General features: G+C 74.6%; 23 protein-coding genes. 15 read left to right on the forward strand and 8 right to left on the reverse strand.

The features are described 5' to 3' along the window. Both paaK and paaI read left to right on the forward strand, forming a co-directional pair. The coding region (paaK, locus tag F8279_RS19535) for a phenylacetate--CoA ligase PaaK (RefSeq protein ID WP_368668820.1) at positions 1-1,363 on the forward strand (1,363 nt) is incomplete at its 5' end. 1 nt (position 1,364) lies between these two features. Continuing rightward, positions 1,365-1,772: a hydroxyphenylacetyl-CoA thioesterase PaaI gene (paaI, locus tag F8279_RS19540; RefSeq protein ID WP_091417677.1), complete on the forward strand. Its 408-nt coding sequence runs from the start codon at positions 1,365-1,367 to the stop codon at positions 1,770-1,772. An 85-nt stretch (positions 1,773-1,857) separates the two neighbouring features. Here paaI and F8279_RS19545 read toward each other — a convergent pair whose 3' ends face one another. Next, complete coding sequence (locus tag F8279_RS19545; protein WP_091417680.1) at positions 1,858-3,882, reverse strand: adenylate/guanylate cyclase domain-containing protein; 2,025 nt, start codon at positions 3,880-3,882, stop codon at positions 1,858-1,860. 189 nt (positions 3,883-4,071) lie between these two features. On the opposite strand from F8279_RS19545, the gene F8279_RS19550 reads away from it, so the two are divergent. The 4 genes from F8279_RS19550 to F8279_RS19565 all read left to right on the forward strand — a co-directional run bounded on the left by F8279_RS19550 (position 4,072) and on the right by F8279_RS19565 (position 10,591). Continuing rightward, the gene (locus tag F8279_RS19550; RefSeq protein ID WP_091417683.1) at positions 4,072-7,011 is read left to right on the forward strand and encodes a helix-turn-helix transcriptional regulator; all 2,940 of its coding nucleotides are present in this window, start codon (positions 4,072-4,074) and stop codon (positions 7,009-7,011) included. Between the two features lie 115 nt (positions 7,012-7,126). Further along, entirely contained in the window at positions 7,127-7,897 is a 771-nt protein-coding gene (locus tag F8279_RS19555) for a DUF5995 family protein (protein ID WP_091417688.1), read from the forward strand. A 96-nt stretch (positions 7,898-7,993) separates the two neighbouring features. Further along, positions 7,994-8,431 (forward strand): hypothetical protein, encoded by a 438-nt coding sequence (locus F8279_RS19560; RefSeq protein ID WP_091417691.1) that lies wholly within the window; start codon positions 7,994-7,996, stop codon positions 8,429-8,431. Positions 8,432-8,494: 63 nt separating this feature from the next. Beyond that, entirely contained in the window at positions 8,495-10,591 is a 2,097-nt protein-coding gene (locus tag F8279_RS19565) for an amino acid transporter (protein ID WP_151500692.1), read from the forward strand. Between the two features lie 62 nt (positions 10,592-10,653). Here the strand turns inward: F8279_RS19565 and F8279_RS19570 are convergent, their stop codons facing one another. The 6 genes from F8279_RS19570 to F8279_RS19595 form a co-directional block, all read right to left on the reverse strand. Continuing rightward, complete coding sequence (locus F8279_RS19570; protein ID WP_151500693.1) at positions 10,654-11,613, reverse strand: TIGR03557 family F420-dependent LLM class oxidoreductase; 960 nt, start codon at positions 11,611-11,613, stop codon at positions 10,654-10,656. Positions 11,614-11,793: 180 nt separating this feature from the next. Further along, positions 11,794-12,000, reverse strand: a complete 207-nt coding sequence (locus tag F8279_RS19575) for a hypothetical protein (protein WP_013286658.1) — start codon at positions 11,998-12,000, stop codon at positions 11,794-11,796. A gap of 108 nt (positions 12,001-12,108) precedes the next feature. Continuing rightward, the gene (locus tag F8279_RS19580) at positions 12,109-13,311 is read right to left on the reverse strand and encodes a low temperature requirement protein A (RefSeq protein WP_151500694.1); all 1,203 of its coding nucleotides are present in this window, start codon (positions 13,309-13,311) and stop codon (positions 12,109-12,111) included. Between the two features lie 266 nt (positions 13,312-13,577). Next, positions 13,578-14,573, reverse strand: coding sequence for a helix-hairpin-helix domain-containing protein (locus tag F8279_RS19585; protein WP_151500695.1), 996 nt, complete (start codon positions 14,571-14,573; stop codon positions 13,578-13,580). Positions 14,574-14,824: 251 nt separating this feature from the next. Further along, positions 14,825-15,172: a TcmI family type II polyketide cyclase gene (locus F8279_RS19590; RefSeq protein WP_151500696.1), complete on the reverse strand. Its 348-nt coding sequence runs from the start codon at positions 15,170-15,172 to the stop codon at positions 14,825-14,827. A 62-nt stretch (positions 15,173-15,234) separates the two neighbouring features. Further along, a complete protein-coding gene (locus F8279_RS19595; RefSeq protein ID WP_225853333.1) occupies positions 15,235-16,074 on the reverse strand; it encodes a BTAD domain-containing putative transcriptional regulator in 840 nt (279 codons plus the stop codon). A gap of 410 nt (positions 16,075-16,484) precedes the next feature. Here F8279_RS19595 and F8279_RS19600 point away from each other — a divergent pair, with 410 nt between their 5' ends. From F8279_RS19600 to F8279_RS19635, 8 genes are read left to right on the forward strand one after another with little or no spacing between them, the layout of a single operon-like run. Beyond that, entirely contained in the window at positions 16,485-16,832 is a 348-nt protein-coding gene (locus F8279_RS19600) for a TcmI family type II polyketide cyclase (RefSeq protein WP_091418459.1), read from the forward strand. Then, positions 16,829-18,553: an acetyl-CoA carboxylase carboxyltransferase subunit alpha gene (locus F8279_RS19605; protein WP_091417715.1), complete on the forward strand. Its 1,725-nt coding sequence runs from the start codon at positions 16,829-16,831 to the stop codon at positions 18,551-18,553. The genes F8279_RS19600 and F8279_RS19605 overlap by 4 nt, the downstream gene beginning before the upstream one ends. Beyond that, on the forward strand, positions 18,553-19,038 hold the full coding sequence (accB, locus tag F8279_RS19610; protein WP_151500697.1) for an acetyl-CoA carboxylase biotin carboxyl carrier protein: 486 nt from the start codon (positions 18,553-18,555) through the stop codon (positions 19,036-19,038). The genes F8279_RS19605 and accB overlap by 1 nt, the downstream gene beginning before the upstream one ends. Continuing rightward, positions 19,038-20,513, forward strand: a complete 1,476-nt coding sequence (locus F8279_RS19615) for an acetyl/propionyl/methylcrotonyl-CoA carboxylase subunit alpha (protein ID WP_151500698.1) — start codon at positions 19,038-19,040, stop codon at positions 20,511-20,513. The genes accB and F8279_RS19615 overlap by 1 nt, the downstream gene beginning before the upstream one ends. Continuing rightward, entirely contained in the window at positions 20,510-21,217 is a 708-nt protein-coding gene (locus F8279_RS19620) for an SRPBCC family protein (RefSeq protein ID WP_151500699.1), read from the forward strand. Before F8279_RS19615 ends, F8279_RS19620 begins: the two co-directional genes overlap by 4 nt. Then, positions 21,214-21,624, forward strand: a complete 411-nt coding sequence (locus F8279_RS19625) for a cupin domain-containing protein (RefSeq protein ID WP_151500700.1) — start codon at positions 21,214-21,216, stop codon at positions 21,622-21,624. Before F8279_RS19620 ends, F8279_RS19625 begins: the two co-directional genes overlap by 4 nt. Then, positions 21,621-22,892, forward strand: a complete 1,272-nt coding sequence (locus F8279_RS19630) for a beta-ketoacyl synthase (protein ID WP_151500701.1) — start codon at positions 21,621-21,623, stop codon at positions 22,890-22,892. Before F8279_RS19625 ends, F8279_RS19630 begins: the two co-directional genes overlap by 4 nt. Beyond that, positions 22,889-24,136: a beta-ketoacyl synthase N-terminal-like domain-containing protein gene (locus F8279_RS19635; RefSeq protein ID WP_151500702.1), complete on the forward strand. Its 1,248-nt coding sequence runs from the start codon at positions 22,889-22,891 to the stop codon at positions 24,134-24,136. Before F8279_RS19630 ends, F8279_RS19635 begins: the two co-directional genes overlap by 4 nt. Positions 24,137-24,154: 18 nt before the next feature. Here F8279_RS19635 and F8279_RS19640 read toward each other — a convergent pair whose 3' ends face one another. Then, a complete protein-coding gene (locus F8279_RS19640; RefSeq protein ID WP_091417743.1) occupies positions 24,155-24,592 on the reverse strand; it encodes a GNAT family N-acetyltransferase in 438 nt (145 codons plus the stop codon). A gap of 259 nt (positions 24,593-24,851) precedes the next feature. Here F8279_RS19640 and F8279_RS19645 point away from each other — a divergent pair, with 259 nt between their 5' ends. After that, positions 24,852-26,249 (forward strand): class I adenylate-forming enzyme family protein, encoded by a 1,398-nt coding sequence (locus F8279_RS19645; protein ID WP_151500703.1) that lies wholly within the window; start codon positions 24,852-24,854, stop codon positions 26,247-26,249. Positions 26,250-26,299 lie beyond the last annotated feature (50 nt).

A 26,299-nucleotide genomic window follows, 5' to 3' on the forward strand; every position in this document is an offset into this window, starting at 1 on the left:
GGCGGCAGCGCCCGGGGCGGCGGCCTCGGGCCCACCCTCGTGCCAGGAGGTCACCGTGCAGGACCGCACCCCTCGTCCGGACGAGCTGGATCCCGTCGAGCGGATCGGCGTCGACGAGCTGCGTGCGCTGCAACTGGACCGGCTGCGGCACTCGCTGCGGCACGCGTACGGCAACGTGCCCCACTACCGGCGCGCGTTCGACGCCCTCGGCGCGCACCCGGACGACCTGCGTGAACTGGCCGACCTGGCCCGTTTCCCGTTCACCGCGAAGGCGGAGCTGCGGGAGAACTACCCGTTCGGCATGTTCGCGGTGCCCCGCGAGCGGGTCGCCCGGCTGCACGCCTCCTCCGGCACCACCGGCCGTCCCACGGTCGTCGGCTACACGCGCGCCGACCTGGACACCTGGGCCGAGCTCATGGCCCGCTCGATCCGGGCCGCCGGAGGCCGCCGCGGCGACCGGGTGCACGTCGCGTACGGCTACGGGCTGTTCACCGGCGGCCTCGGCGCGCACTACGGCGCCGAGGAGCTGGGCTGCACGGTCGTCCCGGTGTCCGGCGGCATGACCGAGCGCCAGGTGATGCTGATCCGCGACCTCGAACCGGAGGTCATCATGGTGACGCCGAGCTACATGCTCGCCATCGTCGACGAGATGGAACGCCAGGGCGTCGACCCGCGCGCCACCTCCCTGCGGGTGGGGATCTTCGGCGCCGAGCCGTGGACCGAGGACATGCGCAACGAGCTGGAGCAGCGCCTGGACATGCACGCGCTCGACATCTACGGCCTGTCCGAGGTGATGGGGCCGGGCGTGGCGGTCGAGTGCGTGGAGACCAAGGACGGCCTGCACCTGTGGGAGGACCACTTCTACCCGGAGATCATCGACCCGGTCACCGGTGAGGTGCTGCCCGACGGCGAGCGGGGTGAGCTGGTGCTGACCTCGCTGACAAAGGAGGCCATGCCGGTGGTCCGCTACCGCACCCGCGACCTGACCCGGCTGCTGCCCGGCACCGCCCGCCCGATGCGGCGGATCGAGAAGATCACCGGGCGTACCGACGACATGATGATCGTCCGGGGGGTGAACGTCTTCCCGACCCAGATCGAGGAGCTGATCCTGCGTACCCCGGCCCTGTCGCCGCACTTCCAGTGCGTGCTCGACCGGCGGGGACGGCTCGACACGCTCACCGTCCACGTGGAGCGGCGGGCGGGCGCCGCCGCCGACGAGGCCGAGCGGGCCGGCGCCACTCTCGTCGAGCAGGTCAAGAACACGATCGGGGTGTCGGTGGCGGTACGGGTGATCGAGCCGGACGGGGTGGAACGCTCGATGGGCAAGATGCGCCGCATCGTCGACCAGCGGCGGGAGTCCTGACATGGCCGGCGACGGCGGCCGTACCGCGGCGCACGACATGTTCGACGCCGACGTGGCGTCCAAGGGGCTCGGCATCGAACTCGTCTCGGCCGGCGACGGCGCGGCGGTGGCCCGGATGCGGGTCACCCCGGCGATGCTCAACGGGCACGCGATCGGGCACGGTGGTTTCGTGTTCCTGCTCGCCGACACCGCGTTCGCACTGGCCTGCAACAGCCACGGCCCGGCCACTGTGGCGGCCGGTGGCGAGATCAGCTTCCTGCGCCCGGTACGCGAGGGCGACCTGCTGGAGGCGTATGCCACCGAACGGGTCCGGCACGGCCGCAGCGGCATCTACGACGTGACGGTACGGCGCGGCGACGAGGTGGTGGCCGAGTTCCGGGGCCGCAGCCGCACCATCGCCCGGGACTGATCCGTCCGCGGGCCTGCGCCCGCACGCCTGCGAGCCCGGGTGACGTCCGGGCCGGAGTGGCCCCGTGCCCGCTCCGACCCGGACGTCATGCGGCCAGCCCGAGCGCGTGCCCACCGGGCTCGGTTCTTCGCCGGCCCACCCGCCCGGACGGACCGGTCCGCCCGGGCCACGCCGTGGCGCCCGGGACGATCCGTGTCGCGTCGCCCGGCGCAGGCCCGGCGCGGGCCGGCTGCCCCGGTCGTGCGGGCACCGCCCGGAGCACCCCGGCCCGGCCCGGCTGCCCGGGCACCGGGTGGAGAGTGTCGGAGCGATCGAGCCGGTCCGGCGGGACGGGCGCCGGTCGGGCCCCTCCACCCGACCGGCGCGACCGTCCCGCCCCGAGCGGGCAGACCTCCCGCTCGCCGGCGCCCCGGGACGGGACGCCGGTTCCCGCTCCCGGCACCCGGCCGGCAGCGGAGTCCTTCGCGGTGCGCAGGCGGCGGGCGAAGTCCGCGCGTACCGCACGGGACAGCCGCAGCGCGGCCACCCGCGCCACCAGCGCGTCGATCGCCCAGTCGCCGGCCGTGACCGGGCGTACCAGCCCCGCCGCGGCCAGCGCCCGCAGCACCGGCTCGGCCCGGCCGGCGGGCCAGCCGAGCATCGCCTCGGCCGCGGCGGCCACGACCGGGCCACGCCGGGCGGCGCCGGCCAGCAGGACCGCCCGGTGCGTACCGTCGAGCCGGTCCAGCCGGGCGTCCACCAGGCGGCGCGCGGCAGCCGGTACGCCACCCGGCTCGCCGTCCGGATCCGCCGACGCGTACGCGGTCGCGACCGCCGGACTGCCGCCGACCAGCGGAAGCAGCCGCGCGACGAGCTCCGCCGGCCGACCGGCCCGGTCGAGCAGGTGCCGCAGCAGCCGCCCGGTGTCCAGCGGTCCCAGCGGCTCCACCGGGATCCGCCGCGCCGGTGCGGGCAACGGGTCGGCCGAGCCGGAGCCGCACGTGGTGACCACCGCCAGCGGCAGTCCCCGCTCACCCGCCGCGACGTGGAGCTGGTGCAGGAACCGGCGCAGCGCCGGGGCGGCCCGGTCCAGGTCGTCCACCGCGACCACCACCGGCGCGTCGGCGGCCAGGCCGAGCAGCGCCTCGCGGCAGGCGACCACGGCGCGGGCCGCCACCGTGTCGTCGTCCGGCGCGGCGAGGAACGCGGCGAGCACACCGCCCGGACCGTCGGCGACCGTGCCGTCCGGCCGGGGACGGACCAGGTCGGCCAGCGGCGCCAGCTCGCCGCACGGGTACGGCGGGCAGGCCGTCACCCGGCGGCGCACCGGCACACCGTCCACGTGCGACACGGCACGGGTCACCTCGTGCAGCAGCCGGCTGCGGCCGCTGCCCGGCGGTCCGACCAGTGAGATCCACCGGGGACGGCGCTCGCGCAGCGCCCGGGTCACCTCGTCGGCCGCGCCGGCCAGCTCGCGACGACGGCCCACGAGCGGGACGCGGTGCCGGCCCGTCCTGCCCCCGGCCGCCCCGGTCACCCGCCACACGTCCAGCGGGAGCGCCTTGCCGGCGAGCGTCAGGGTGGCGAGTGGACGCTGTTCGACCAGGCCGGCCACCGCGGTCCGGGTGACCGGGCAGACCACGACCCCGCCCGGCGGCGCGTGCTCCTGGAGGCGGGCCGCCGTGGTGATCACCGCGCCGCTGGCCGCGCCGTGGCCGCCGTCGCGGACCTCGGCCAGGTCGAGCAGCACCTCGCCGGTCGCCACGCCGACCCGCACGCGCAGCCGGACGCCGCCCGGTCGCCGCCGCTCCAGCGCGGCCTGGATGTCCAGCCCGGCCCGCACCGCCCGGTACGCGTCGAGACCGTCCGAACCGGATGCGCCGAACAACGCCATCACCGCGTCGCCGACGTACTTCTCCACCACGCCCCGCCAGCGGCGCAGCACGGAGGCGACGGTGCCGAAGTAGGCGCGCTGCAACGCGCGTACGTCCTCTGGGTCGAGTCGCTCGACCAGCCGGGTCGAGCCGACGATGTCGACGAAGAGGACGGTCACGGTGCGTCGTTCCTCGGGCACCGGCCGGCACGCCGTGATGACGGCTTTCCGACTCCCCACGGGCGTGGTGATCAACATCGCACCCACCCTTTCCCGATCGTGGTGCCCGACGACCTCAGCAGACTTTCACCACCGGGTTCTCGGGGGATCTGTAGGACGACGTATGTCGGGCACCCGCAACCATTAGTCGTGTAGTCGACGCGAGAGGTACCGATCCGGGCCCGAGGCCGTAGAACGGTGCGGGGGCCTGTGACTAGGCTGCCTCCCATGGCCAGCGACGTGGACACGGCACCGCTCGTCGGCCGTACCGGGACCATGGCGACGCTGCGGTCGGCGCTCTACGACGACCTGCGGCCCGGGCAGACCGGCGCGGTGTTCCTCACCGGAGAGAGCGGGGTGGGTAAGTCCCGCCTGCTGACCGAGGTCGGCGAGCAACTGCGGCGGAGCGGTGCCCTGGTACTCACCGGCACCTGCCTCGACATCGGAGACGCCTCGCCGTTGCACCCGGTACGGCAGGCGTTGCGCCGGCTCGACGCCGAGCAGGCGCAGGCGCGCACCGCGTCGGCCATCCGCGGGGTGTTGCAGGTCTTCGACGAGGAGACCCCCGGCCCGGACGGCGCCGGGGCGCTGCTGGAACGCGTCGCACAGGGCCTGCACGTGGTGGCCGGCGGACGGCCGCTGGTGCTCGTCCTCGACGATCTACAGTGGGTCGACCGCAGCACCCGGCAGCTTCTGCTCTACCTGCTGGCCGGGCTCGGCGACCTCCAGCTCTCAGTGCTGGCCGCGATCCGGGCCGAGTCGCTGCGCGGCGCGCACCCGCTGCGCCGGGTGCTCACCGAGCTGCGCCGGCTGCGCTCGGTGCGGGTGATCGACCTGCTGCCGCTGGACCGGTCCGCCACCGACGAACTGGCCGCCGCGGTGGTCGGCGCGCCGCTGCCGCCGGAGGCCGCCGACCAGCTCTGGCAGCGCAGCGGCGGCAACCCGTTCGTGGTGGAGGAACTGGCCCGCGACCGGCGCGACGGCCGCGACGGCCTCTCCGACACGCTGCGCGAGGTGTTCCTCGACCGGGTCGACGCGCTGCCCCAGCCGGCGCACGCGGTGGTGCACGCGGTGGCGGTGGGCGTCGAGCCGGTCGACCACTGGCTGCTGGCCCAGGTGGTGCGGCTGCCCGAGGAGGAGCTGCTCGACGCGGTCCGCGAGGCGGTCGCGCACCGCCTGCTTGTCGGCGCGGACGACGGCTACCGGCTGCGGCACCGGCTGGTCGCCGAGGTCCTGGCCCACGAGCTGCTGCCCGCCGAGCGGGCCGCGCTGCACCGCCGCTACGCGGAGGCGCTCACCGCCGTACCGGCCGAGCTGCACCAGGCCCGGCTGGCCCACCACTGGCGGCACGCGGGCGAGCCGGCGCGGGCGCTGCCCGCCGCGATGGCCGCCGCCCGCGAGGCGGAACGGCTGCACGGATACGCCGAGGCGCACCGCCACTGGTCCGCCGCGCTGACCCTGGCCACCGAGCCGGCCGCCGTCCTGCCCGACGGGGCACGGCCCGAGCCGGTCGAGGTGGACCGGGCCGAGCTGCTCAGCCACGCCGCCGAGGCCGCGCACCACAGCGGTGAGCACGCCCGCGCCCTGACGCTGCTGGAGGAGCTGGCCGACGACCCGTCCGGGCCGCCGGTCTGCGCGCTGCGCATCCGCCGGGCCCGCTACCTGGCCGCGGCCGGCCGGTCGGCTCCCGCCGAGCAGGAGTACCGGCGGGTGCTGGACTCGCCCGACTGCACGCCGCGGGAGCGGTGCACCGCCGCCGCCCGGCTGGCCGAGCTGCTGCTGCACCTGGGCCGCTACGCCGAGGCCGGCGACCAGGCCCGGGAGGCCCTCGCGCTCGCCGCCGACGTTCCCGGCACCATCTCCGAGGTGGTGATGGCCAGCGCCGCGCTCGGGTTCAGCGAGGCGTTCCTGGAGGATCCGGCCGCCGGGCTGGCGGTGATGCGCCAGGCGCTGGACACCGCCGAGCGGTCCGGCCGGCCGGAGGACGTGGCCTGCGCGTACCTGCACCTGGCCGAGCTGCTCACCGGGCCGCTGAACATCCTCGAGGAGGGGGTGGTGGTGGCCCGCCGGGGCGCCGACCGGGTCGCCGAGCTGGGGCTCGGCCGCACCTGGGAGACCCGGCTGCTGGCGGTGGCGACGAACGGGCTGTTCCGGGTGGGGCAGTGGGCCGAGGCGGAGAAGGTCGTCGCCGCCGCGCTGCGGCACCGCCCGTCCGGGGCCGACGCGGTCGAGCTGCTGCTGGCCCGGTGCCGGCTCTCCGTCGGGTACGGCGACGTCGAGGCGTCCGACCGCGACCTGGAGGCGGTCGCGACGGTGCTGGCCGGCGGCGGCGCCCGGCACGTGCTGCCGATGCTGATCCTGCGGGCCGGTCTGGCCATGTGGCAGGGCCGGCACGACGTGGCCCGGCAGGCGGTGCAGCGGGGCCTGACCGAGAGCCGCTCCGACGACGTGATCGTGCTGGCCACGCTGGCCTGGCACGGGCTGCGCGCGGAGGCCGAGGCGGCGGCCAGCCGCACGATCGAGGTGGACCCGAACGCGGTACGCCGGCTGCGCGAGGTGGTCGACCGGGTGACCGGCAAGAGCGCCAAGGCGGGCGCACCGGTGCGCTACGTCGCCGAGGGGTTCCTCGCGCTCTGCGACGCCGAGCTGAGCCGGCTCGACGACGGCCGCGGCGACCCCGCGCTCTGGGAGCGCTCCGCGCTCGAGTGGGACCGGCGCAACCACCCCTACCCGGCCGCGTACTCCCGGTTGCGGCAGGCCGAGGCGCTTCTGGCCCGCCGCAGCCGGGTGGCCACCGCGGGCAAGCTGCTGCACCGGGCGCACGCGATGGCCCAGTCGCTCGGCGCGGTGCCGCTGACCGCGGAGATCCGTACCATCGCCTCGCGGGCCCGGGTGACCCTGGACGCCGCGCCGGACCCGGCGCCGGTGCCCCGGCAGCGGGCGGCGGCGCCCGCCGGGCCGGCGGTGGACGAGCTGGCGACGCTCACCGCGCGGGAGCGGGAGGTGCTCGCCGCCGTCGCGGAGGGGCTGACCAACCGGGAGATCGGCCAACGGCTGTTCATCAGCGAGCGGACCATCGGCGTCCACGTCTCGCACATCTTCGACAAGCTCCAGGTACGCACCCGGGTGCAGGCCAGCGCCATCTTCCTGCGCAACGGCGCCGAGTAGGCGTACGCCGGCAATACGTCGTTCGACGGATCCGCGGTGTGGACGGCGGCTGGCAGGCTGTCCCGCGGAACAGGGGTGGTGGCGTCGTGGGGGCGCCGGCCGTTGTGGAGGAGAGATGACCGAACCGGTCTGGGGGCCTGTGCACCAGGACATCGTCGGGTTGCTGGCCGACCACCCCGCCGACGTGCCGGCGGTCGTGGACCATCTGACCAAGCTCCAGGACATGCTGGTCCGGCTGCCGCCGCTGGAGGAGAGCTGCCCGCTCGCCGACTTCAACAAGCTCTACCTGGTCATCACCAGCACGGTGCTCGACGGCCTGTACGACGACCGGTTCTGCGACCCGGCGTTCCTGGCGCGGCTGGACGTGGAGTTCGCGGCCCGCTACTTCGAGGCGCTGCGGTTCTGGACCGACTCCAGCCCGAACACCCCGAAGGCGTGGTCGTGCCTGTTCAAGCGGATGCGCGGCCCGGACGCCCGGCCGCTGCCGTCGGCCGCCGCGGGCGTCAACGCGCACATCAACTACGACCTGCCGTTCGCGCTGGTGACCACGTTCGACAGCCTGGAGTCCGAGCCGATCGACGGCAGCGACCAGCACCGCGACTATCTGGAGATCAACAAGATCTTCGCCGAACGGATCCCGGTGCTGCGCCGCGGCTACCTGGACAACTGGCAACTCATGATCGACATGGTGAACGGCGACATCGACGACTGGTACCAGGGCGAACTGGTGGAGTACACCCGGAACGTGGCCTGGCGCAACGCGCAGAAGATCTGGCGCTGCCGGCACGACCCGGACGCCCGCGAGTGTGAGCGGACGCGGCTGGACGACAACGCCGCGCTGCTCGGCCGGCTGCTGCTGTCACCCCTCGGGGCGTTCCTGCAGTAGCCGGGACGGGGGGTTCCCGCGTCCCGCCGTCCGGGCGCGGGACGCGGGAACGCCGCCCGCGGGTGTCGAGCCCGCCGCACCGGGTACGTCGCCGCCGTGCCGCGAGACGAACCGGCCGGCCCCGGGGCGCCCCCGCCGGGCCCGGTCCGCCGCTTCCCGTTCCGCTTCGACCCGGCGTTCCGGCTGCCGCTGGCGCTGCTCGGCGTACGGCCCGCCACGGCCTGGCTCGACTGGGGCCCGGACGCGCTCGTCGTCCGGTTCGGCCCGTGGCTGCTGCGCACCACACCGGACAACGTGACCGGGGCCGAGCTGAGCGGACCGTACCGCTGGTGGCGGGCGATCGGACCGCACCTGTCGGCGGCCGACGGCGGGGTGACCTTCGGCGCCAGCGTGGCCGGCGGGGTCTGCCTGCGCTTCGCCGAGCCGGTGCCAGGGCTGGCCCCCGGCTCGTGGCCGCGGCACCCGGCGGTCACCGTGACCGTGGCCGACCCGGCGGCGGTGCGTGACGCGCTGGCCCGCGGACCGGATCTTTGACCGGTTCGGCCGGGTCGTGCCCGGGGCAACCCCTACCGTCTTCATAGGGACGAAGGGGAGCAGATGGGGCAGGCGGGGGACGCGGAACAGCCCAGGCGTTCGCGGGAGCGGCGCCGGGAGGCGCACGCGGCCGCGGCGGCCCGGGCCGGCCGGCACGGCGACCACGGCGAGCGGTCCGGTCGTGCCGCTCCGGAGCTGCCGGAACGGGTGGCGGCCCCGACGCGGCCGTCGCCGCCGGCGGGCCGGCTGCACCGGTGGTTGTTCGCGCACCGGGTCGAGCCGGTCGGCCCGGAGGTCCGCGAGCACCAGACCCGGTCCCACCCGTGGTGGCAGGTGATGTGCCTGACCGGCGTCGACTACTTCTCCACGCTGTCCTACCTGCCCGGCATCGCCGCCGTGGCGGCCGGCGCGCTCAGCCCGCTGGCCACGCTGCTGATCGTGGCGCTCACCCTGCTCGGGATGCTGCCGATGTACCGCCGGGTGGCGCGGGAGAGCCCGCACGGGCAGGGCTCGGTGGCCATGCTGGAGCGGCTGCTGCCGTTCTGGCGCGGCAAGGTCTTCGTGCTGGTGCTGCTCGGCTTCGTCGCCACCTCGTGGATCATCACGATCACGCTCTCCGCCGCCGACGCCAGTGTGCACCTGCTGGAGAATCCGGTGCTGCCCGCGTCGTTCCCGCACGGCGACACCGCGGCGGTGCTGGTCACCGTGGCTCTGCTGCTCGTGCTCGGCGGCGTGTTCCTGCTCGGGTTCAGCGAGGCCGTGCAGGTCGCCATCCCGCTGGTGGCGGTGTTCCTCGCGTTGAACGCGGTGGTGGTGGTCGCCGGGGTGGCCGAGGTCGTCGCCGACCCGGGGCTGCTCGGTGACTGGACCGGCCGGCTGGCCGACGCCGGCGGGCCCGGCGACGTCCTGGCCACCAGCGTGCTCGCGTTCCCGCTGCTGGTGCTCGGCCTGTCCGGGTTCGAGACCGGGGTGAGCATGATGCCGCTGGTGCGCGGCGACGGCGAGGACGTGCAGCGGCGGCTGGACGCCCGGATCCGCAACACCCGCCGGCTGCTCACCGCCGCCGCGTTGATCATGTCGGTCTACCTGATCGCCACCACGTTCGTGACCACGGTGCTGATCCCGCCCGAGGCGTTCGACCCCGGCGGGCCGGCCAACGGCCGGGCGCTGGCGTTCCTCGCCCACGAGCACCTCGGCGAGGCGTTCGGCACCGTCTACGACATCAGCAGCGTGCTCATCCTCTGGTTCGCCGGCGCGTCGGCGATGGCCGGGCTGATCAACATCGTGCCCCGCTACCTGCCGTCGTACGGCATGGCGCCGGAGTGGGGGCGGGCGGTGCGTCCCGTGGTGCTGGTCTACACCGCGATCAGCATCGCCATCACGATCGCCTTCTCCGCCGACGTGAACGCCCAGGCCGGCGCGTACGCCACGGGCATCCTCGCGATGATGGTCTCCGGCGCGATAGCGGTGACCATCGCGGCGCTGCGCGCCCGCAGCCGCGCCGCCGCCGCCGGGTTCGCGCTGCTCACCGCCGTGCTGCTGTACGCGCTGGCGGAGAACGTGGTGGAGAAGCCGGACGGCATCACCATCTCCGGGTTCTTCATCGCCGGGATCGTCGCGGTGTCGCTGATCTCCCGGGTCACCCGGACCACCGAGCTGCGCGCCGAGCGGATCGAGTTCGACGAGGCGGCCCGCCGCTTCGTGGACGAATCCGTGGCCCGGGACGGGCGGCTGCACCTGATCGCCAACAAGCGGCAGCGCGGTTCGGTCAAGGAGTACCGGGTCAAGGAGCGGGCGCAACGGTCGATGAACCCGGTGCCCGGCGCCGCCGACGTGCTGTTCCTCGAGATCGACGTGAGCGACCCGTCCCAGTTCAGCCAGGTGCTGCGGGTGCACGGGGTGGAGTCCGGCGGATACCGGATCCTGCGCGCGAGCAGCCCCGCCGCGCCGAACGCGATTGCCGCGATCCTGCTGGCGTTGCGCGACGCGACGGGCGTCCGCCCGCACTGCCACTTCGAGTGGTCGGAGGGGAACCCGATCGCGCACCTGCTGCGCTACCTCATCCTCGGCCGGGGTGACACCCCGCCCGTGGTGCGGGAGATCATCCGCAAGTCCGAGCCGGACCCGACCCGCCGCCCGGGCATCCACGTCGGCGGCTGAGGTCCGAGGGGCCGGCCAGCACGGGGACCGGCTGAGCGCGAGGGCCGGCCGGGCACGGGGGACTAGCCGAGCGCGCGGACCCGGGCGAGCAGGTCGCGGGCGCAGAAGTCCAGGAAGCCGTCCGGGTCCGGCCCGGCGTTCTGCAGCACGATGTGGTCGAAGCCGGCCTCGACGTACGTCCGCGCCTTCTCCACGTGCGGCGCGGCGTCGGGGCCGACGGAGAACTGCTGCCGGATGTGGTGGTCCTCGACCCAGGCGGTGGCGGCGTCGAAGTTCACCGGGTTGGGCAGCTCGCTCATCACCTTCCAGCCGGTGATCGCCCAGCGGCTGGTCTCCTTCGCCGCGCGTACCGCCGACTCCTCGTCGGCGGCCCAGGCCATCGGCACCTCGGCGTAGCGCGGGCCCCCGCCGCCGGCGTTGCGGTACTGGTCGACGATCGACGACTTCGGCTCGGTGGCGAACAGGCCGGTGCCCAGCTCGGCCGCCAGGCCGGCCGACTCCCGGCCGCTGGCGGCCACGGCGATCACCGGCGGCTGGTCGGGAAGGTCCCAGACCCGGGCGTCCTCCAGCTTCAGGTGCCGGCCGTCGTACGAGCGGTATCCGCCCTGCCAGAGCAGCCGGATGATCTCCAGCGCCTCGCGCAGCCGTTCGTGCCGCCCCCGCACACTGGGGAACCCCTGCCCGACGACGTGTTCGTTGAGCCGCTCGCCGGCGCCCACCCCGAGCGTGAACCGCCCGTCGGAGATCAGCGCCATGGTGGCGGCGGCCTGCGCGACGATCGCCGGGTGGTAGCGGACCGACGGGCAGGTGACGCCGGTGGCGAGGCCGAGGGTGGTGGTGCGGGCGGCGATCGCGCCGAGCGCGCTCCAGGTGAAGCAGGAGTGGCCCTGCACCTCGAGCCAGGGGTGGTAGTGGTCGCTCATCTCGACGAAGTCGAAGCCGACCTCCTCGGCGCGGACCGCCTGCCGGATGAGTTCCTGGGGCCCGAACGCCTCCGAGGCGAGCTTGTAGCCGATCCGCATGCCCGGTTCTCCGTTCCGTCGTCGGCGAACCGCTGCCGTTCCCACCGTTTCCGTGGGCAAACCCCGCGAAACCCAGCCTCCTAGGACGCCGTAGCGGTGGTGACGGGCCGCGCCACGGGCACGAAACGGCCCGCGCTCGCCGGGCGGGCGCGGGCCGGGAGGGGAGTACGGGGGTGACGCCTACTTCGACGGCTCGGGGAGCTTGCAGTCCACCTTCGGGTTGGCGCCGATGTAGTTCAGCGGGCCGGCCACGATGGTGACCAGGATGGTGCCCGCCTCCGCGCAGTTGGTTTCGTCGTTTCCGTAGTAGCCGCGCTGACCCGCGGCGATGGCGCCGATGATGAGCCAGATGACGACCAGGACGCCGACTATCGAGGTGCCGCGCATCAGTTGCCTCCACTGGGGTTGTGGTGGATTCGAGGTGGAGGCCATGTACCCCGTGCGGGTGATCCGCCAAACGGCGCACCGGTGCCGGCACGGCCGATTCCGATTACCTCAGTGCGGTGGCATCGGCTCCTCGGGCGGGCGGCCCCGGCTGCGGCGGTAGTCGGCGAACGCCACCCCGGCCAGCACCAGCATCGCCCCGGCCGAGGCGTAGACCGGTGCGAGGAACAACCCGGCCGGCGCGATCGTGAGCAGCGCCAGCACGCCGCCGGGCCGGGACCGCGAGACGCGGCTGAACACCTCGTACTCGAACGCGCCCCGGCCGGTCAGGAAGAGCGCCGGCCCGCCGAGGATCACCGCCAGCCAGGCCGGCGGCGTGTGGCCGGTCGGTTCCAGCAGGACCAGGTCGAAGCCCGCCGCGGTGGTCACCACCCCGGCCACCATCAGCAGATGGGTGTACGGCGCGGTGTTGAGGAACCGGCTCGGCTGGGCGGCCCGGGCGATGGCGTGCGGCAGCAGCTCACCGGACTTGTGCACGTAGATGCGCCAGAGCAGCAGCGTGGTGCCGAACGCGGTGGCGAAGGCGGCCAGGTTCTCCGCCTCGGAGTGGTGCGCGCTGAACACGGTGCCGGCGACCAGCACGGCGTCGCCGAGCGCGATGATGAAGAACTGCTGGTACCGCTCGGACAGGTGCTCGGCCGTCACGTTGCGCTGGGATTCCGGCACCGCGCCCAGGCCGGGGACCGGGTACGCCAGCCGGAACCCGAGATAGTCGATGGCCAGGGCGCCGGCCCACAGCCACAGCCGGGCGGTGCCGTGCACGGCGAGCGCGCCGACCAGCCAGGGCACCGCCGACACGGCGAACCAGACGAAGATGCGCAGGGCCCGGCGATTGCTCTGCGGATGCCGCCGTACGGCGGGCATGAGGAACAGCCCGCGTCCGAGATGGATCGCCACGTACGTGCCGCCGAACACCAGCCCACGGGAGCCGAACGCCTCCGGGATGGCGGTGGTCATCAGCAGCGCGCCGAACATCACCGCCACGATCAGCAGCTTGATCTCGGTGCGCTGCGGGTCGTAGATGTCGGTGACCAGCGTGGTGATCGCCCAGGTCCACCAGATCGCCATCAGCATGACCAGCGACTCGGCGGCCCGTTCCCAGGTCACCGACCCGACCAGGTTGCGCGAGATCAACGCGAGCGCGACCACGTAGACCAGGTCGAAGAAGAGTTCGAGCAGCGTCACCCGGCGCGGCGCCTCCGGATCGCGGACCGGCGGTCGCCGGCCGGCGGGATCCGGCGCTGCGGTGGGCACGAGACGCTCCTGCGGGTGGCGGTACGCGCGGCGGGCCGTCCCGGCCCTTCACCGACGGTAGCGACGCCCGTTCCCGTCCGGTCAGCTTTCCGACATAACGCTCCTGCCGATCACACTCTGTCGTCGTTCCATGCCGGGTGCGGTGGTTGCCCGCCATCCGAGGGACGGCCGCGCCGGGGGATGCCGCACGTCGCGAATCGGCCGCGCGAAACGCGCCGGGCCGGTGGCGACCACAGTCACCACCGGCCCGGAACGCGGGTTGCGGACTACTCGGCGCTCGCCGGCAGCACCCGCTCGGCGTCGGCCGGGGCACCCGCCAGCACCTTGGCCTGCTGCGGCCAGGAGGCGAGACCGGGCGCGGCACGCAGCCCGGCGGCCTTCACGGTCTGCCGCAGCGCGGCCTCGTCCAGCTCGGCGAGCTGCCGGTAGGTGCGGATCCCGGCGTCCTGGAGCGCGGCGGCCATCTTCGGCCCGATGCCCTGGATGCGCCGGAAGTCGTCCGGCGCGTCACCGGCGGCGTCCGCCGGCACGCCGTTCTCGGCCGAGGCCCGCGGCGCGGGCACCACGGCCGGCGTGGCGGCGACCGGCTCGGCCGTCGTCGCGGGCTCGGCGGTCTCGGCCGGCGCGACCTGCTCGACCTGCTCGGCCGTCTTGACCGGCTCGACGGTCTCCACCTGCTCGGCGGTCTCGACCGGCGACGGCGCTGCCTCCGCCGTGGTCGAACCAGCAGTCGGCGTCGTTGCCGAATCCGCCGGCTCGTCGGCGGGCGTCGACTGCGCCGGGACGGCGACGGGCGCGCGCTCCGGCTCCACCGCGAAGGGCTCCGGCTCGGTGACGAGCGCCGGAGACGCGACCGGCTCCTCCACATCGGTGGAGGCCGGGGTGGCGGCGGGCTCGTCCACAACGGCCGGCGTGGAGGCCGTCACCGGCTCGGACTCGGCGGGGGAGGACACCGGCTCGGAGGCGGTGCTCGACGACGCCTCCGGCTCGTCGGTGGCCTGGGCGGCGGTGGCGACGGCCGGCTCGGCGGTCGCCGTCTCGGTGGGCGCGGGCTGCTCGGCCACCGTGGCGGTCGCCGGGGGCTCGTCGACCACCGCGACCGGGCGCGGCTCGTCGACGGTGGCGGTCACCGCGGGGGCGGTCTCCACCGTGGGCGTCGCCGGAGCGCCGGGCCGGCGGCGGCCGACGACGAACCAGCCGGCACCGAATCCGATGAGCAGGGCCAGTATCACGAACAGCCACTGCCCGAAGCTCGACGGCATGGCCAACCTCCTTCTATGTACGTGCACGACGGTGGCGAAAGACTCGGGGCAGCTTCGCACACCCGCGCGGCGCACGACAGGCAGCCCGGGGCCGGGCCACGACGGTGGGACCGGCGGTGTCGGCCGGTGCCCGGAGGATGACCGAGCGTGTGCCGGAAGGCGGGTCGAGCGGCTTCGGAGAGCAGGGAGACGCCCCGGAACCTGGGTGCCGTGCGTGGTTCCGGGGCGCCCCGTCCGTCGCCCGTGGCCGGTCAGTGGATCCGGTCGGGCGCAGGCGCGTCGGCGGTGTCCCAGCTGTAGAAGCAGCCGGCCACCGCGTCGCGGGGGGAGTGCCAGGTCGGCAGGTACGGGGAGGTGTGCGCGGAGAGCCGCTTGTTCACCTGCTCGTAGAGCGGGTTGTCGCGCAGCTCCGCGGTCAGCCCGGGGGCGACGTCGACGGTCTCCATCAGATGGACGCACAGGTCGTGCAGGTAGTACAGCGACCGGTGCCGGACGCCGGTGAGGTGGGGAAGCTCGGTGGCGTCGGCCTCGGCGAAGATCTGCGCCACCCTTCCCTGTGCGCCCGGCACGATCCGGCTGACCACCAACAGTCGACTCATCGTGACCCCTCTCGCCGCCGCGGTGCTGGCCTCACGGTGCCGGTCGCGCTGTCACCTCGCCGTCACCGCGTACCCCGGGGCATTGATGGTGGTGGCGGCGCGGTGGGGGCGCGCGGCGCCGGTTTGGCGGTCCGGTCCGTGCGGCGCGGCGGCGGTTCCGGGCGGCTGGCCCGGCGGATCGGCGCGAGCGTGTCGTCGAGCAGCGCGGTCATCGCCGGGGACGGTTCCAGGCGCAGCTCGCGCAGGAGCAGGTCGCGGTAGACGTAGAAGGAGTGGACCGCCTCGAACGCGTTGCCCTCGGCCAGGTGGATGCGGACCACCAGGCGGTGCGGGGTCTCCCGCAGCGGCTCGGCGGCCATCGCCTCCAGGGCCGCCTCGAGCGCCTCGCCGTGCCGGCCGGCGGTGAGGTGGTTGCCGGCGAGTTCCTCGAGCATGTGCAGGCGCAGCTGGCGCAGCCGTTCGCGTTCCAGCAGCACCCAGTCGTCGTACCAGCCGGGGAGCAGGTCGTGGCGTCCGGCGCCGGCGGCGCCGCGCGGGACGGCGCCCTCGCGGACCAGCGCCGCGGTCTCCACCAGGTCGTCCACGTCGAGGCGGACGGTGGGTCCGAGGCGGACGGTGTCGCCGTCGGTGCGCAGCGGGCAGCACGGATCCTGCCGCAGCCGCCACAGCGCGGTCCGCAGCGACGACAGCGCCCGCTCCTCCGGCGTCTCGGGCCACAGCAGCCCGGCGAGGTGGCTGCGGGTCGCGGCCGGGCGCAGGCCGATCAGTGCGATGACGCGCTGCAGACCCCGGGGTACGACCACGGGAGTGTCGTCGTGCAGCAGCTGGAAGCCGCCGAGCAGGTGCAGTGACACCCGTGGGGCGGGTTCGCCCGCCGTCGGCATTCTCGATCCACCCGCCACGGCGCACCCCCCAGCACCGGAACCCTCGTCCCGACCGTTTGCGTTGCCCGGACCGTCGCCCGCGACGCCGGTGTCGGAACGCCTCCGCCACGGTCGGGAACCTCCGCCGTGGCCGGGCTGACCGAGACGGAGAATATCAATCCCTGTTACTCTCAGTCAACGGTCGGTCGGCCACCTGACTGTCCGCTGCGGACCCGTAACACGGCCGTGATCTGCGAATAAGTGTCGCCGACCCGAAACCGGAAGGCGATCTTCGCATAGCTCACGCACAGCTTGCGTCAACGCAGCGTCACCATGTTTGTGCCGCGATGGGGCCCGGTTGACGCCCGGTAGACGCCGCCGGCGCGACCGTGTGGCGATCCGTGCGGCGCGACTGGTTCGCCGCGCACCGGGACGTGCAGGAGGCGCGAATGGACCGTTCGCTCATCGTCGCCAAGGTGGTGCCGACGGCCGAGGACCGGGTGGCCGAGATCTTCGCCGAGTCCGACGCGACCGAGCTGCCCGGCCTGGTCGGGGTCCGGCACCGCTCGCTGTACCGGCTGCACGACCTCTACGTCCATCTGCTGGAGACGGAGACACCGGCGCAGGGCGCGGTGGAGGACAACCGCGGGCATCCGGAGTTCGTCCGGATCAGCGAGCGGCTGCGGCCGTACATCTCGCCGTACCTGCCGACCTGGCGTTCGCCGCGCGACGCGATGGCGCACTGCTTCTACCGCTACGACGCGCCGGCCCACGACATCGCCGGGCGGCCACGGTGACCACGACCGCACCGCGCGACGAGCAGCTCTGGTCGAGGTGCGACGGGTGCGCGTCGCTGCTCTACCGTAAGCGGCTGCGCCGCAACCTGGACGTCTGCCCGGAGTGCGGCTCGCACGCCCGGCTGGACGCGCCGGACCGGGTGGCGCAGCTGGCCGACCCGGAATCGTTCGTCCCGCTGCCGGACCGGGCGGTACGCGTCGACCCGATCGAGTTCGTCGACGAGTTGCCGTACCCGCACCGGCTCGGCGCGGCCCGCGCGGCGACCGGCCTGGACGAGGCGGTGCTCTGCGGCACCGCCCGGCTGGGCGGACACCCGGTCGCGCTGGCGGTGATGGACTTCCGCTTCCTCGGCGGCAGTCTCGGCTGCGCGGTCGGTGAGCTGATCACCCGGACCGCCGAGCGGGCGCTCGCCGACGGCATCCCGCTGGTGCTGGTGACCGCGTCCGGCGGCGCGCGGATGCAGGAGGGCGCGCTGTCGCTGATGCAGATGGCCACCGTCAGCCAGGCGCTCGCCGGGATGCGGGAGGCGGGCCTGCTCACGGTCAGCGTGGTCACCGATCCCACGTACGGCGGGGTGGCCGCCTCCTTCGCGACCAACACCGACCTGGTGCTCGCCGAGAGCGGCGCCCGGCTGGGTTTCGCCGGGCCGCGGGTGATCCGCCAGGTCACCGGCGCGAAGCTGCCGGAGGGCTTCCAGACCGCGGAGTACCTGCTGCGGCACGGCCAGGTCGACATGGTGGTGCCCCGGCACGCGTTGCGGGGCCGGCTCGCCGCGCTGCTCGCCGCCGCCGAGGCGGGCCGACGCGCGCCGGAGACCCCGCCCGCCCCGCGCGGGCCGGCCACCGTGCCGACCGCGACCGCGCGTCCGGACCGCGACCCCTGGGAGACGGTACGCACGGCGCGGCACCCGGGCCGGCCGACCACACTGGACTACCTGGAGACCGCGTTCGACGGGTTCGTGGAGCTGCACGGCGACCGGCTCGGCGCGGACTGCCCGGCGGTCGTCGGCGGCATCGCCCGCCTCGACGGCCGGCCGGTGATGGTGATCGGCCACCAGAAGGGACACACCACCGCCGAACTGGTGACGCGCAACTTCGGCATGGCCAGCCCGGCCGGGCACCGCAAGGCGCTGCGGCTGATGCGTCTCGCGGCACGGCTGCGGCTGCCGGTGGTGACGCTCGTGGACACGCCCGGAGCCGACCCGGGGGTGAACGCCGAGCAGCAGGGCCAGGCGGCGGCGATCGCGGAGAACATCCTCGCGCTCACCGTGCTGCCCACGCCGGTGGTGGCGGTGGTCACCGGGGAGGGCGGCAGCGGCGGCGCGCTCGCGCTCGCGGTCGCCGACCGGGTGCTCATGCTGGAGCACGCCGTCTACTCGGTGATCAGCCCGGAGGGCTGCGCCGCGATCCTCTGGCCGGACAGCTCGGCCGCCCCGCAGGCGGCCCGCGCGCTGCGGCTCACCGGCGCCGACCTGTGCCGCCTCGGCGTGGTCGACGAGCTGGTGCCGGAGCCGCGCCCGGCCGCGCACGCCGACCCGGGCGGCGCGGCCGAGTTGCTGCGCCGGGCGGTCGCGGCGAACCTCGCCCCGCTGCTCACCGTCCCTCCGGCCACCCTGGTCCGCCGCCGCCGGCAGCGGTTCCGGCGTTTCGGCGCGGCCCGCTCGGCCGCCGCCGGCCCGTCCCCGGCCGCACCCGCGGCGGGTCGGGCGGAGGTGGCGTGATGGCCGACGCCGAGGCCGAGCAGGTGCTGGACGGGCTGCGCCGGCAGGCCCGCAAGCTCGTCGCCGACCTGGCCGGGCCGGTACGCCGGGTACGACTGCGCAGCGGCGAGTCGGTGCTGGAGGTCGAGTGGCACGACCCGGCGGCCCCGGCGCAGCGCGTCGCCGAACCGGCCGGGGCGCTCCCCGCGCGGGCCGCCGAGCCCGCCGCTCGTACCGCGCCCGCGATCGACCGGCCGGCCGTGTGCTCACCCGTGGTCGGCACGTTCTACCGCGCCCCCGAACCCGGGGCGATGCCGTTCGTCGCGGTCGGCGACCTGGTCCGGCCGGGCCAGGTGGTCGGCATCGTCGAGGCCATGAAGCTGATGAACGAGGTGACCGCCGGCCAGGCCGGACGGGTGGTCGAGGTGCTCGTCGACGACGGCAAGCCCGTCGAGTACGACCAGCCGCTGATCGCCCTGGAACCGGTCACCGGACAGGACTCCTGATGTTCGACAAGGTGCTGATCGCCAACCGGGGCGAGATCGCGCTGCGGGTGCTGCGCGCCTGCCGGGAACTCGGCGTGCGCACGGTGGTGGTGCACTCCAGCGCCGACGCCGACTCGCTGCCGGTGCGGCTGGCCGACGAGTCGGTACGGATCGGCCCGGCGGCCAGCCGCCGCAGCTACCTCAACGCGGCGGCGATCGTGGAGGCCGCCCGGCAGACCGGCGCGCAGGCGGTCCACCCTGGCTACGGCTTCCTGTCCGAGGACGCCGACTTCGCCGAGATCTGCGCCGAGAACGGCCTGGTCTTCGTCGGCCCGCCGCCGCAGGTGATGGCCGCGCTCGCGGACAAGTCCACGGCCCGCGCGCTGATGAGCAAGGCCGGGCTGCCGCTGCCGCCGGGCAGCGTACGGACGCTGCCCACCGTCGGCGAGGCGCAGGAGGTGGCCGCCGAGGTGGGCTATCCGGTCATCGTGAAGGCCGCGGCGGGCGGTGGCGGGCGCGGCATGACAGTGGTGCGCACGGCCGCCGAGCTGCCCCGCGCGTACGCCAGGACCCGCGCCGCCGCCCAGGTCGCGTTCGGCGACGACCGGGTGTACGTCGAGCGGTACCTCGCCGACGCCCGCCACGTCGAGGTGCAGGTGCTCTGCGACGGCCACGGCAACGGCGTGCACCTGGGCACCCGGGACTGCTCGGTGCAGCGCCGGCACCAGAAGCTGATCGAGGAGGCGCCCGCGCCCGCGCTGCGGCAGGCCACCCTGGACACCGTCGCCGAGGTGGCGCTGCGCGGCGCGCTGTCGGTCGGCTTCACCGGCGCCGGAACCGTGGAGTTCCTGGTCGACGAGGCCGAACGCTGTCACTTCCTGGAGATCAACTGCCGGATCCAGGTGGAACACCCGGTCACCGAGATGGTCACCGGCATCGACCTCGTGCAGGAACAGCTGCACGTGGCGTTCGGCACCCCGCTGCGGCTGCGGCAGTCCGACGTACGCCTGGACGGCGTGGCGATCGAGTGCCGGGTCAACGTGGAGGACCCGGACCGCGACTTCGCGCCCGCACCCGGCCGGCTGGACCGCTTCCGCCCGCCGGGCGGCCCGTTCACCCGGGTCGACACCCACGGCCACGTCGGCTACCTGGTCAGCCCGCACTACGACTCGCTGCTGGCGAAGGTGGCCGTGTGGGCGCCGGATCGGGACGCCGCGCTGGACCGGCTCGACCGGGCGCTCGCCGAGTTCGACGTGGCGGGCCCCGGCGTACGTACCACGATCCCGTTCGCCCGGCGGGTGCTGCGCGACCCGGCATTCCGCGCCGCCCGGCACACCACCGCCCTGGTGGAACGCCTGCTCGCCCCGTCCGCCGACGGCGTGGCCGAGGCGTCCCCGGCGCGGGCGGTCGTACCCGACCCGCGCGCCGAGCCGGGCGGCCGTACCCCCGTCAGCGCCGTGCCCGCCGCCGGCCCGACCACCTGGAGGAACCGATGACCGTCGCCCCCGACCGCCCGCTCGCCCGCGAGATCACCGACATCCTGGTCACGCACTGCGGCCTGGACCCGGACGCCGCCGCCGACGCGCCGGCCGCGAGCCTGGAGGAGCTGGGCATGGACTCGCTGGCACTGCTCGAACTGTCAGCGGTGGTGGCCGACAGGTGGCGGGTGAAGATCCCCGAACAGGCCGGGCAGCTCAGCATCGCCGGCGTCGCCGACCTGGTGGCCCGCAAGGCGGACCCGCCCGGGCACACCGAGAACGCCGTGGAGATCGCCGCGCCGCTGCCGCTGGTCTGGGAGATCACCAACGACGTGGCCCGCTGGCCGGACCTGTTCACCGAGTACGCGGTGGCGGAGATCCTGCACCGCGACGGCGACACCGTGCGCTTCCGGCTCACCATGCACCCCGACGAGAACGGTGTGTCGTGGAGCTGGGTCAGCGAGCGCACCGCTGACCCGGCCACCCGCGAGGTGCACGCCCGGCGCGTCGAGACCGGCCCGTTCGAGTACATGCGCATCCACTGGCGCTACGACGAGACGCCCGGCGGTACCCGCATGACCTGGACGCAGGACTTCGCGATGAAACCGGACGCACCTGTCGACAACGCCGGCATGACCAACCGGATCAACACCAACAGCACGATCCAGCTCGCCGTGATCAAGGAAAAGATCGAGCGGGCGCACGCGGGAGGCGCGCGATGACCGACACCACCACCGCCCGGGTCTCCGTCCACGACGTACCCGCCGACCGCCGCCGCGGCGGGGAACTGCGGGTGCTGCTCGGCCCGAAGACAGTCGGCAGCACATCCGGATTCATGGGGGTGGCCACGCTGGCGCCGGGGGAGCGGATCGCCGAGCACTACCACCCGTACAGCGAGGAGTTCCTCTACGTCGCCCGCGGCGCGATCACCGTCGACCTGGACGACGTGCCGGTGCCGGTCGCCGCCGGGGAGGCGCTCTACGTGCCCAAGGACGTCCGGCACCGGTTGCGCAACACCGGCGACGAGCCCGCCGAGGTGGTGTTCCACCTCGGACCGCTCGCACCGCGCCCGGAACTCGGCCACATCGACACCGAGAGCGCGGCGCCGCCGCCACGGGAGCCGTCGTGACCGGCCGGCGCACAGTGGTCACCGGCATCGGCGTCGTCGCACCCGGCGGCGCCACCCGGGACCGCTTCTGGAAGACGATCACCGAGGGGCGCACCGCGACACGGCGGATCAGCTTCTTCGACCCGTCGCCGTTCCGGTCGCAGATCGCCGCCGAGTGCGACTTCGACCCGGACGCCGCCGGGATCACGCTCGCCGAACGGCAGCGCGCCGACCGGTACGTGCAGTTCGCGCTCGCCTGCTCCGCCGAGGCGCTCGCGGACAGCGGCCTCACCCTCACCGACGCACAGCGGGAACGCGCCGGGGTGGTGCTCGGCACCGCCGTCGGCGGGACCATGGCCCTGGAGCAGGAGTACGTGCGGGTCAGCGACTCCGGCCGGCACTGGCTGGTCGACCACGCGCTCGGCGGGCCGTACCTCTACCAGGCGCTGGTGCCCAGCAGCCTGGCCGCCGACGTGGCCTGCCGGCACGGCCTGCACGGCCCGGCGCAGGTCGTCTCCACCGGCTGCACCTCCGGCATCGACGCGATCGGCTACGCCCACCAGCTCGTCGCCGACGGCGAGGCCGACGTGGTGCTCGCGGGCGCCGCCGACTCGCCGATCTCCCCGGTCACCGTCGCCTCGTTCGACGCGATCGGCGCGACCAGCCCGGACAACGACGACCCGGAGCACGCGTCGCGGCCGTTCGACGCCGACCGGCACGGGTTCGTCCTCGCCGAGGGGGCCGCGGTGCTGGTGCTGGAGGAGGCCGAGCACGCCCGCCGCCGGGGCGCGCACGTCTACTGCGAGGTCGCCGGGTACGCCAGCCGCAGCAACGGCTTCCACATGACCGGGCTGCGCCCGGACGGCGCAGAGATGGCGGTGGCGATCAGCGACGCGCTGCGGCAGGCCCGGCTCGCCCCGTCGACCGTGTCGTACGTCAGCGCGCACGGGTCCGGAACCCGGCAGAACGACAGGCACGAGACGGCCGCGTTCAAGCGGGCGTTGGGGGAGACGGCCTACCGGGTGCCGATCAGCTCGATCAAGTCGATGGTCGGCCACTCGCTCGGCGCCATCGGCTCGATCGAGATGGCCGCCTGCGCGCTCGCCATCGAGTACGGCGTGGTCCCGCCCACCGCCAACTGGACCACCCGCGACCCGGAGTGCGACCTGGACTACGTGCCGAACGAGGCCCGGGAGGTGCCGGTGGACGTGGCACTGTCGGTGGGCAGCGGCTTCGGCGGCTTCCAGTCGGCCATGGTGTTCCGCCGGCTGGCGGTGACGCCGGCATGACCGCGCGGGCCGTCGTGACGGGCATCGGCGTGGTCGCGCCCAGCGGCGTCGGCGCCGAGGCGCACTGGGACACCGTGCTCGCCGGCACCCGCCGCACCGGGCCGATCACGCTGTTCGACCCGCAGCGCTACCCGACCCGGGTGGCCGGGGAGGTGGCCGGCTTCGACCCGGCCGGGTCCAGCGACACCCGGCAGCGGGTGCAGACCGACAGGTGGACCCACCTCGGCTTCGCCGCCACCAAGCTGGCGCTCGCCGACGCCGGGCTGCCCGAGGTGTCGCCCGACCCGTACAAGTGGGCGGTCACGCTCGCCAGCTCGTCGGGCGGCAACCTGTTCGGGCAGCGGGAGCTGCAACGGCTCTGGGGCGGGCCGAGCCGCACGGTGGGGGCGTACCAGTCGATCGCCTGGTTCTACGCCGCGAGCGTGGGGCAGCTGTCGATCCGCCACCAGTTCAAGGGACCGTCCGGGGTGACCGTGTCCGAGTCGGCCGGTGGGCTGGACAGCCTGGCGCACGCGGTACGCACCATCCGCCGGGGCACGCCGGTGGTGATCGCCGGGGCGACCGAGTGCCCGCTGAGCCCGTACGCGCTCGCCTGCCAGCTCCGCTCCGGCCTGCTCAGCGACGTGTCCGACCCGGAGCGGGCGTACCGGCCGTTCGACGTCGCGGCCAGCGGTTACGTGCCGGCCGAGGGCGGCGCGGTCTTCGTGGTGGAGGAGCTCGGCCACGCGCTGGCCCGGGGCGCCCGCGTCTACGGGGAGATCACCGGCTGGGCCGCCACCCACGACGCCGCGCCCACCGACCCGGCCACCGGCCCCGACCCGGTCCACTACGCCCGCGCGCTGCGGCTCGCGCTGGAGCGCGCCGGGGTACGTCCGCACGACGTGGACGTGATCTGGCCGGACGCGCTCGGCGTGCCCGCGTACGACCGGGCCGAGGCGGCGGCGCTGCGCGCCGTGTTCGGCGACCGGACGCCGCCGGTGACCACCCAGAAGCCGCTGACCGGGCGGGCGCACCAGGGCGGGTCGGCGCTGGACGCGGCCACCGCGCTCCTGGCGTTCCGCCGTGGGATGCTGCCCGCCTCGGCCGGCCCGGACGAGCCGGCGCCCGGCTGCGAGCTGACGTTCCTGCGGCAGCCCCGCCCGCCGCGCAGCCGGATCGCGCTGGTCGGAGCGCGCGGCTTCGACGGTTTCAACAGCGCGCTGGTGCTGCGCGGCGCCGCGCCCCCGCCGGCGGGCGAGCGCTGACCGGGCCGCCCTGCCGCGTCACGACGGCCGGGCCAGGTATGCGGTCTTCGCGTCGCCGGAGAACCCGCAGGCCAGGTAGAAGGCGTGGGTCGCGGGTGAGCGCGACCCGGTCATGAGCATCGCCTTGTAGCAGCCCGCGTCCCAGGCGGCCCGGAGCGTGCCGGCCATGATCTCCCTGCCCAGGCCGGTGCCGCGCCGCGACTCGTCCACCACCACGTTCTCGATGACCGCGTAGGGCGACGCGGACCGGCTCAGGTTGGGGATCACGTTGAGATACGTGGTGGCGACGACCGCGCCGTCCAGGTCGAGCACGAACAGGTGCAGCCCTTCGGTCGCCAGGATCCGCGCGAAGGCCCGCTCGTCGGAGCCGTCGCTCAGGTGTGGGTCGTCCGGGTTCAGCTGCCGGTAGAGGCGGATGACCTGCGGGAAGTCGTCGGGCCGGGCCGCACGGAACATGCCGTGAGCGTAGCCGCCCCCGCCGTCCGCGCGAGGTTCCGTGCGCGCACAGCATCCGGCGGCCGGCGGACTACCTTGCCGGCGTGGCCTCGATCCTGCCTGTCCGATCGAGCCTGAGCAATCCACCCAGCCGCTGTTTTGGATCTAGCCATTTGCATCTGGCGATGCGGAAGAGGGGCGTCGTAGGGTTCCGCCATACCCCGAACGACGTACCCGCTGGGCGGATCCGCCCAGTTCCTCAGTGGAACGGTGGCTGGTCGTGACTGCACATCCCGTGGTGGAAGATCCCGCCTCGACGACGCTGGACTGGGTGGACGACATCCTGTTCACCGGCCGCGACACCGACGTCTGCCTGCGCCTGCCCGAACCGGTCGACAAGGGCACGCTGCGCCGGCTCGTCGGCGAGGCCCAGGACCGGCTCGCCGAGGCCGGCCTGCGCGCCGGAGGCGCCGCCGCGCTGCGCCTGCCGCCCTCGCTGGCGTACGTGGCCCACCTGCTCGCCACCTGGCGTACCGGCGCCCAGGCGGTGCTGCTCGACCACCGGCTCACCGACCACGAGGTCGACCAGGCGCTGCGCCGGCTCGGCCCGCAGGTGGTGGTCGCCCCGGTCCGCTCCGGCGGCGGCGCGCTGCGGATCTTCGTCGACGTCACCGCCGGGGTCAGCGCGTACTCCGACCGCCCGGCGGGCAGCCCGCATGCGGTGATCCAGCTCAGTTCCGGCTCCACCGGACCGTCCAAGGTGATCGGCCGTACCGCCGCCGACCTGGTCGCCGAGGTGCACCGCTACACCCGCATCGACGGTGTCGCGCTGCCCGGTGAGCGGATCATCCTGCTGCCCAGCATGGTGCACGTGCTCGGCCTGGTCGGCGGTCTGCTCTACGGGCTGCACGCCGGAGTCGAGCTGTGCCCGCCGGAGCGGCTCAGCGGCGACGCGATCCTCGCCGCCGTCGCCGCCCAGGACACCCCGGCCACGGTGCTCGGCGTCCCGTTCCACATCGGGATGCTCGCCTCCACCACGCCGGCCGGGCCGCTGCCGCAGCTCAGGCGCATGACCACCGGCGGCGAGCTGGTGCCCGCGGCCGTGGCGAACGCGTTCACCGACCGGTACGGGGTGCCGCTGGGCAACATGTACGGGATGACCGAGGTCGGCGTCATCGGCACCGACCTGTACGGGCGGCACCGCCCCGCCATCGCGCCCGCCCCCGGCATCGAGGTACGCGAGCGCGACGGCGAGCTGTGGGTGAGCTGCCCGGCCAACCCGTACGTCGGGCCGGCCGACCCGACCCGGTGGGCCGACGGCTGGCTGCACACCCGCGACGCCGGAGTGGTCGACCCGGACACCGGTCTGGTCACCGTCAAGGGCCGGCTGGACTCGCAGGTGTCGGTGGGCGGCCTGAAGGTCGACCTGACCGAGGTGGAGGCCACAGTCGCCGGCCTGCCCGGCGTCACCGCCGCGGTGGTGGTCTGGGACGACGGCATCACCGCGTACGTCCAGGCCGACGGCTCGCTGACCGAGGAGACGCTCGACAAGCTGATCGCCGAGCGGCTGGCCGGCTTCAAACGTCCCCGCACGCTGCGTCTGCTCGACCAGATGCCCCGCACCACCACCGGAAAGCTGGTCCGGTCGGTCCCGGCGCTGCGGGACGCGGCGTCGTGACCGGCCCCCTGTACGAGCCGCACGCCCACCGGACGTCCACCGGACGTCCG

The sequence above is a fragment of the Micromonospora sp. AMSO1212t genome (assembly GCF_008868145.1).
GTDB lineage: Bacteria > Actinomycetota > Actinomycetes > Mycobacteriales > Micromonosporaceae > Micromonospora > Micromonospora tulbaghiae.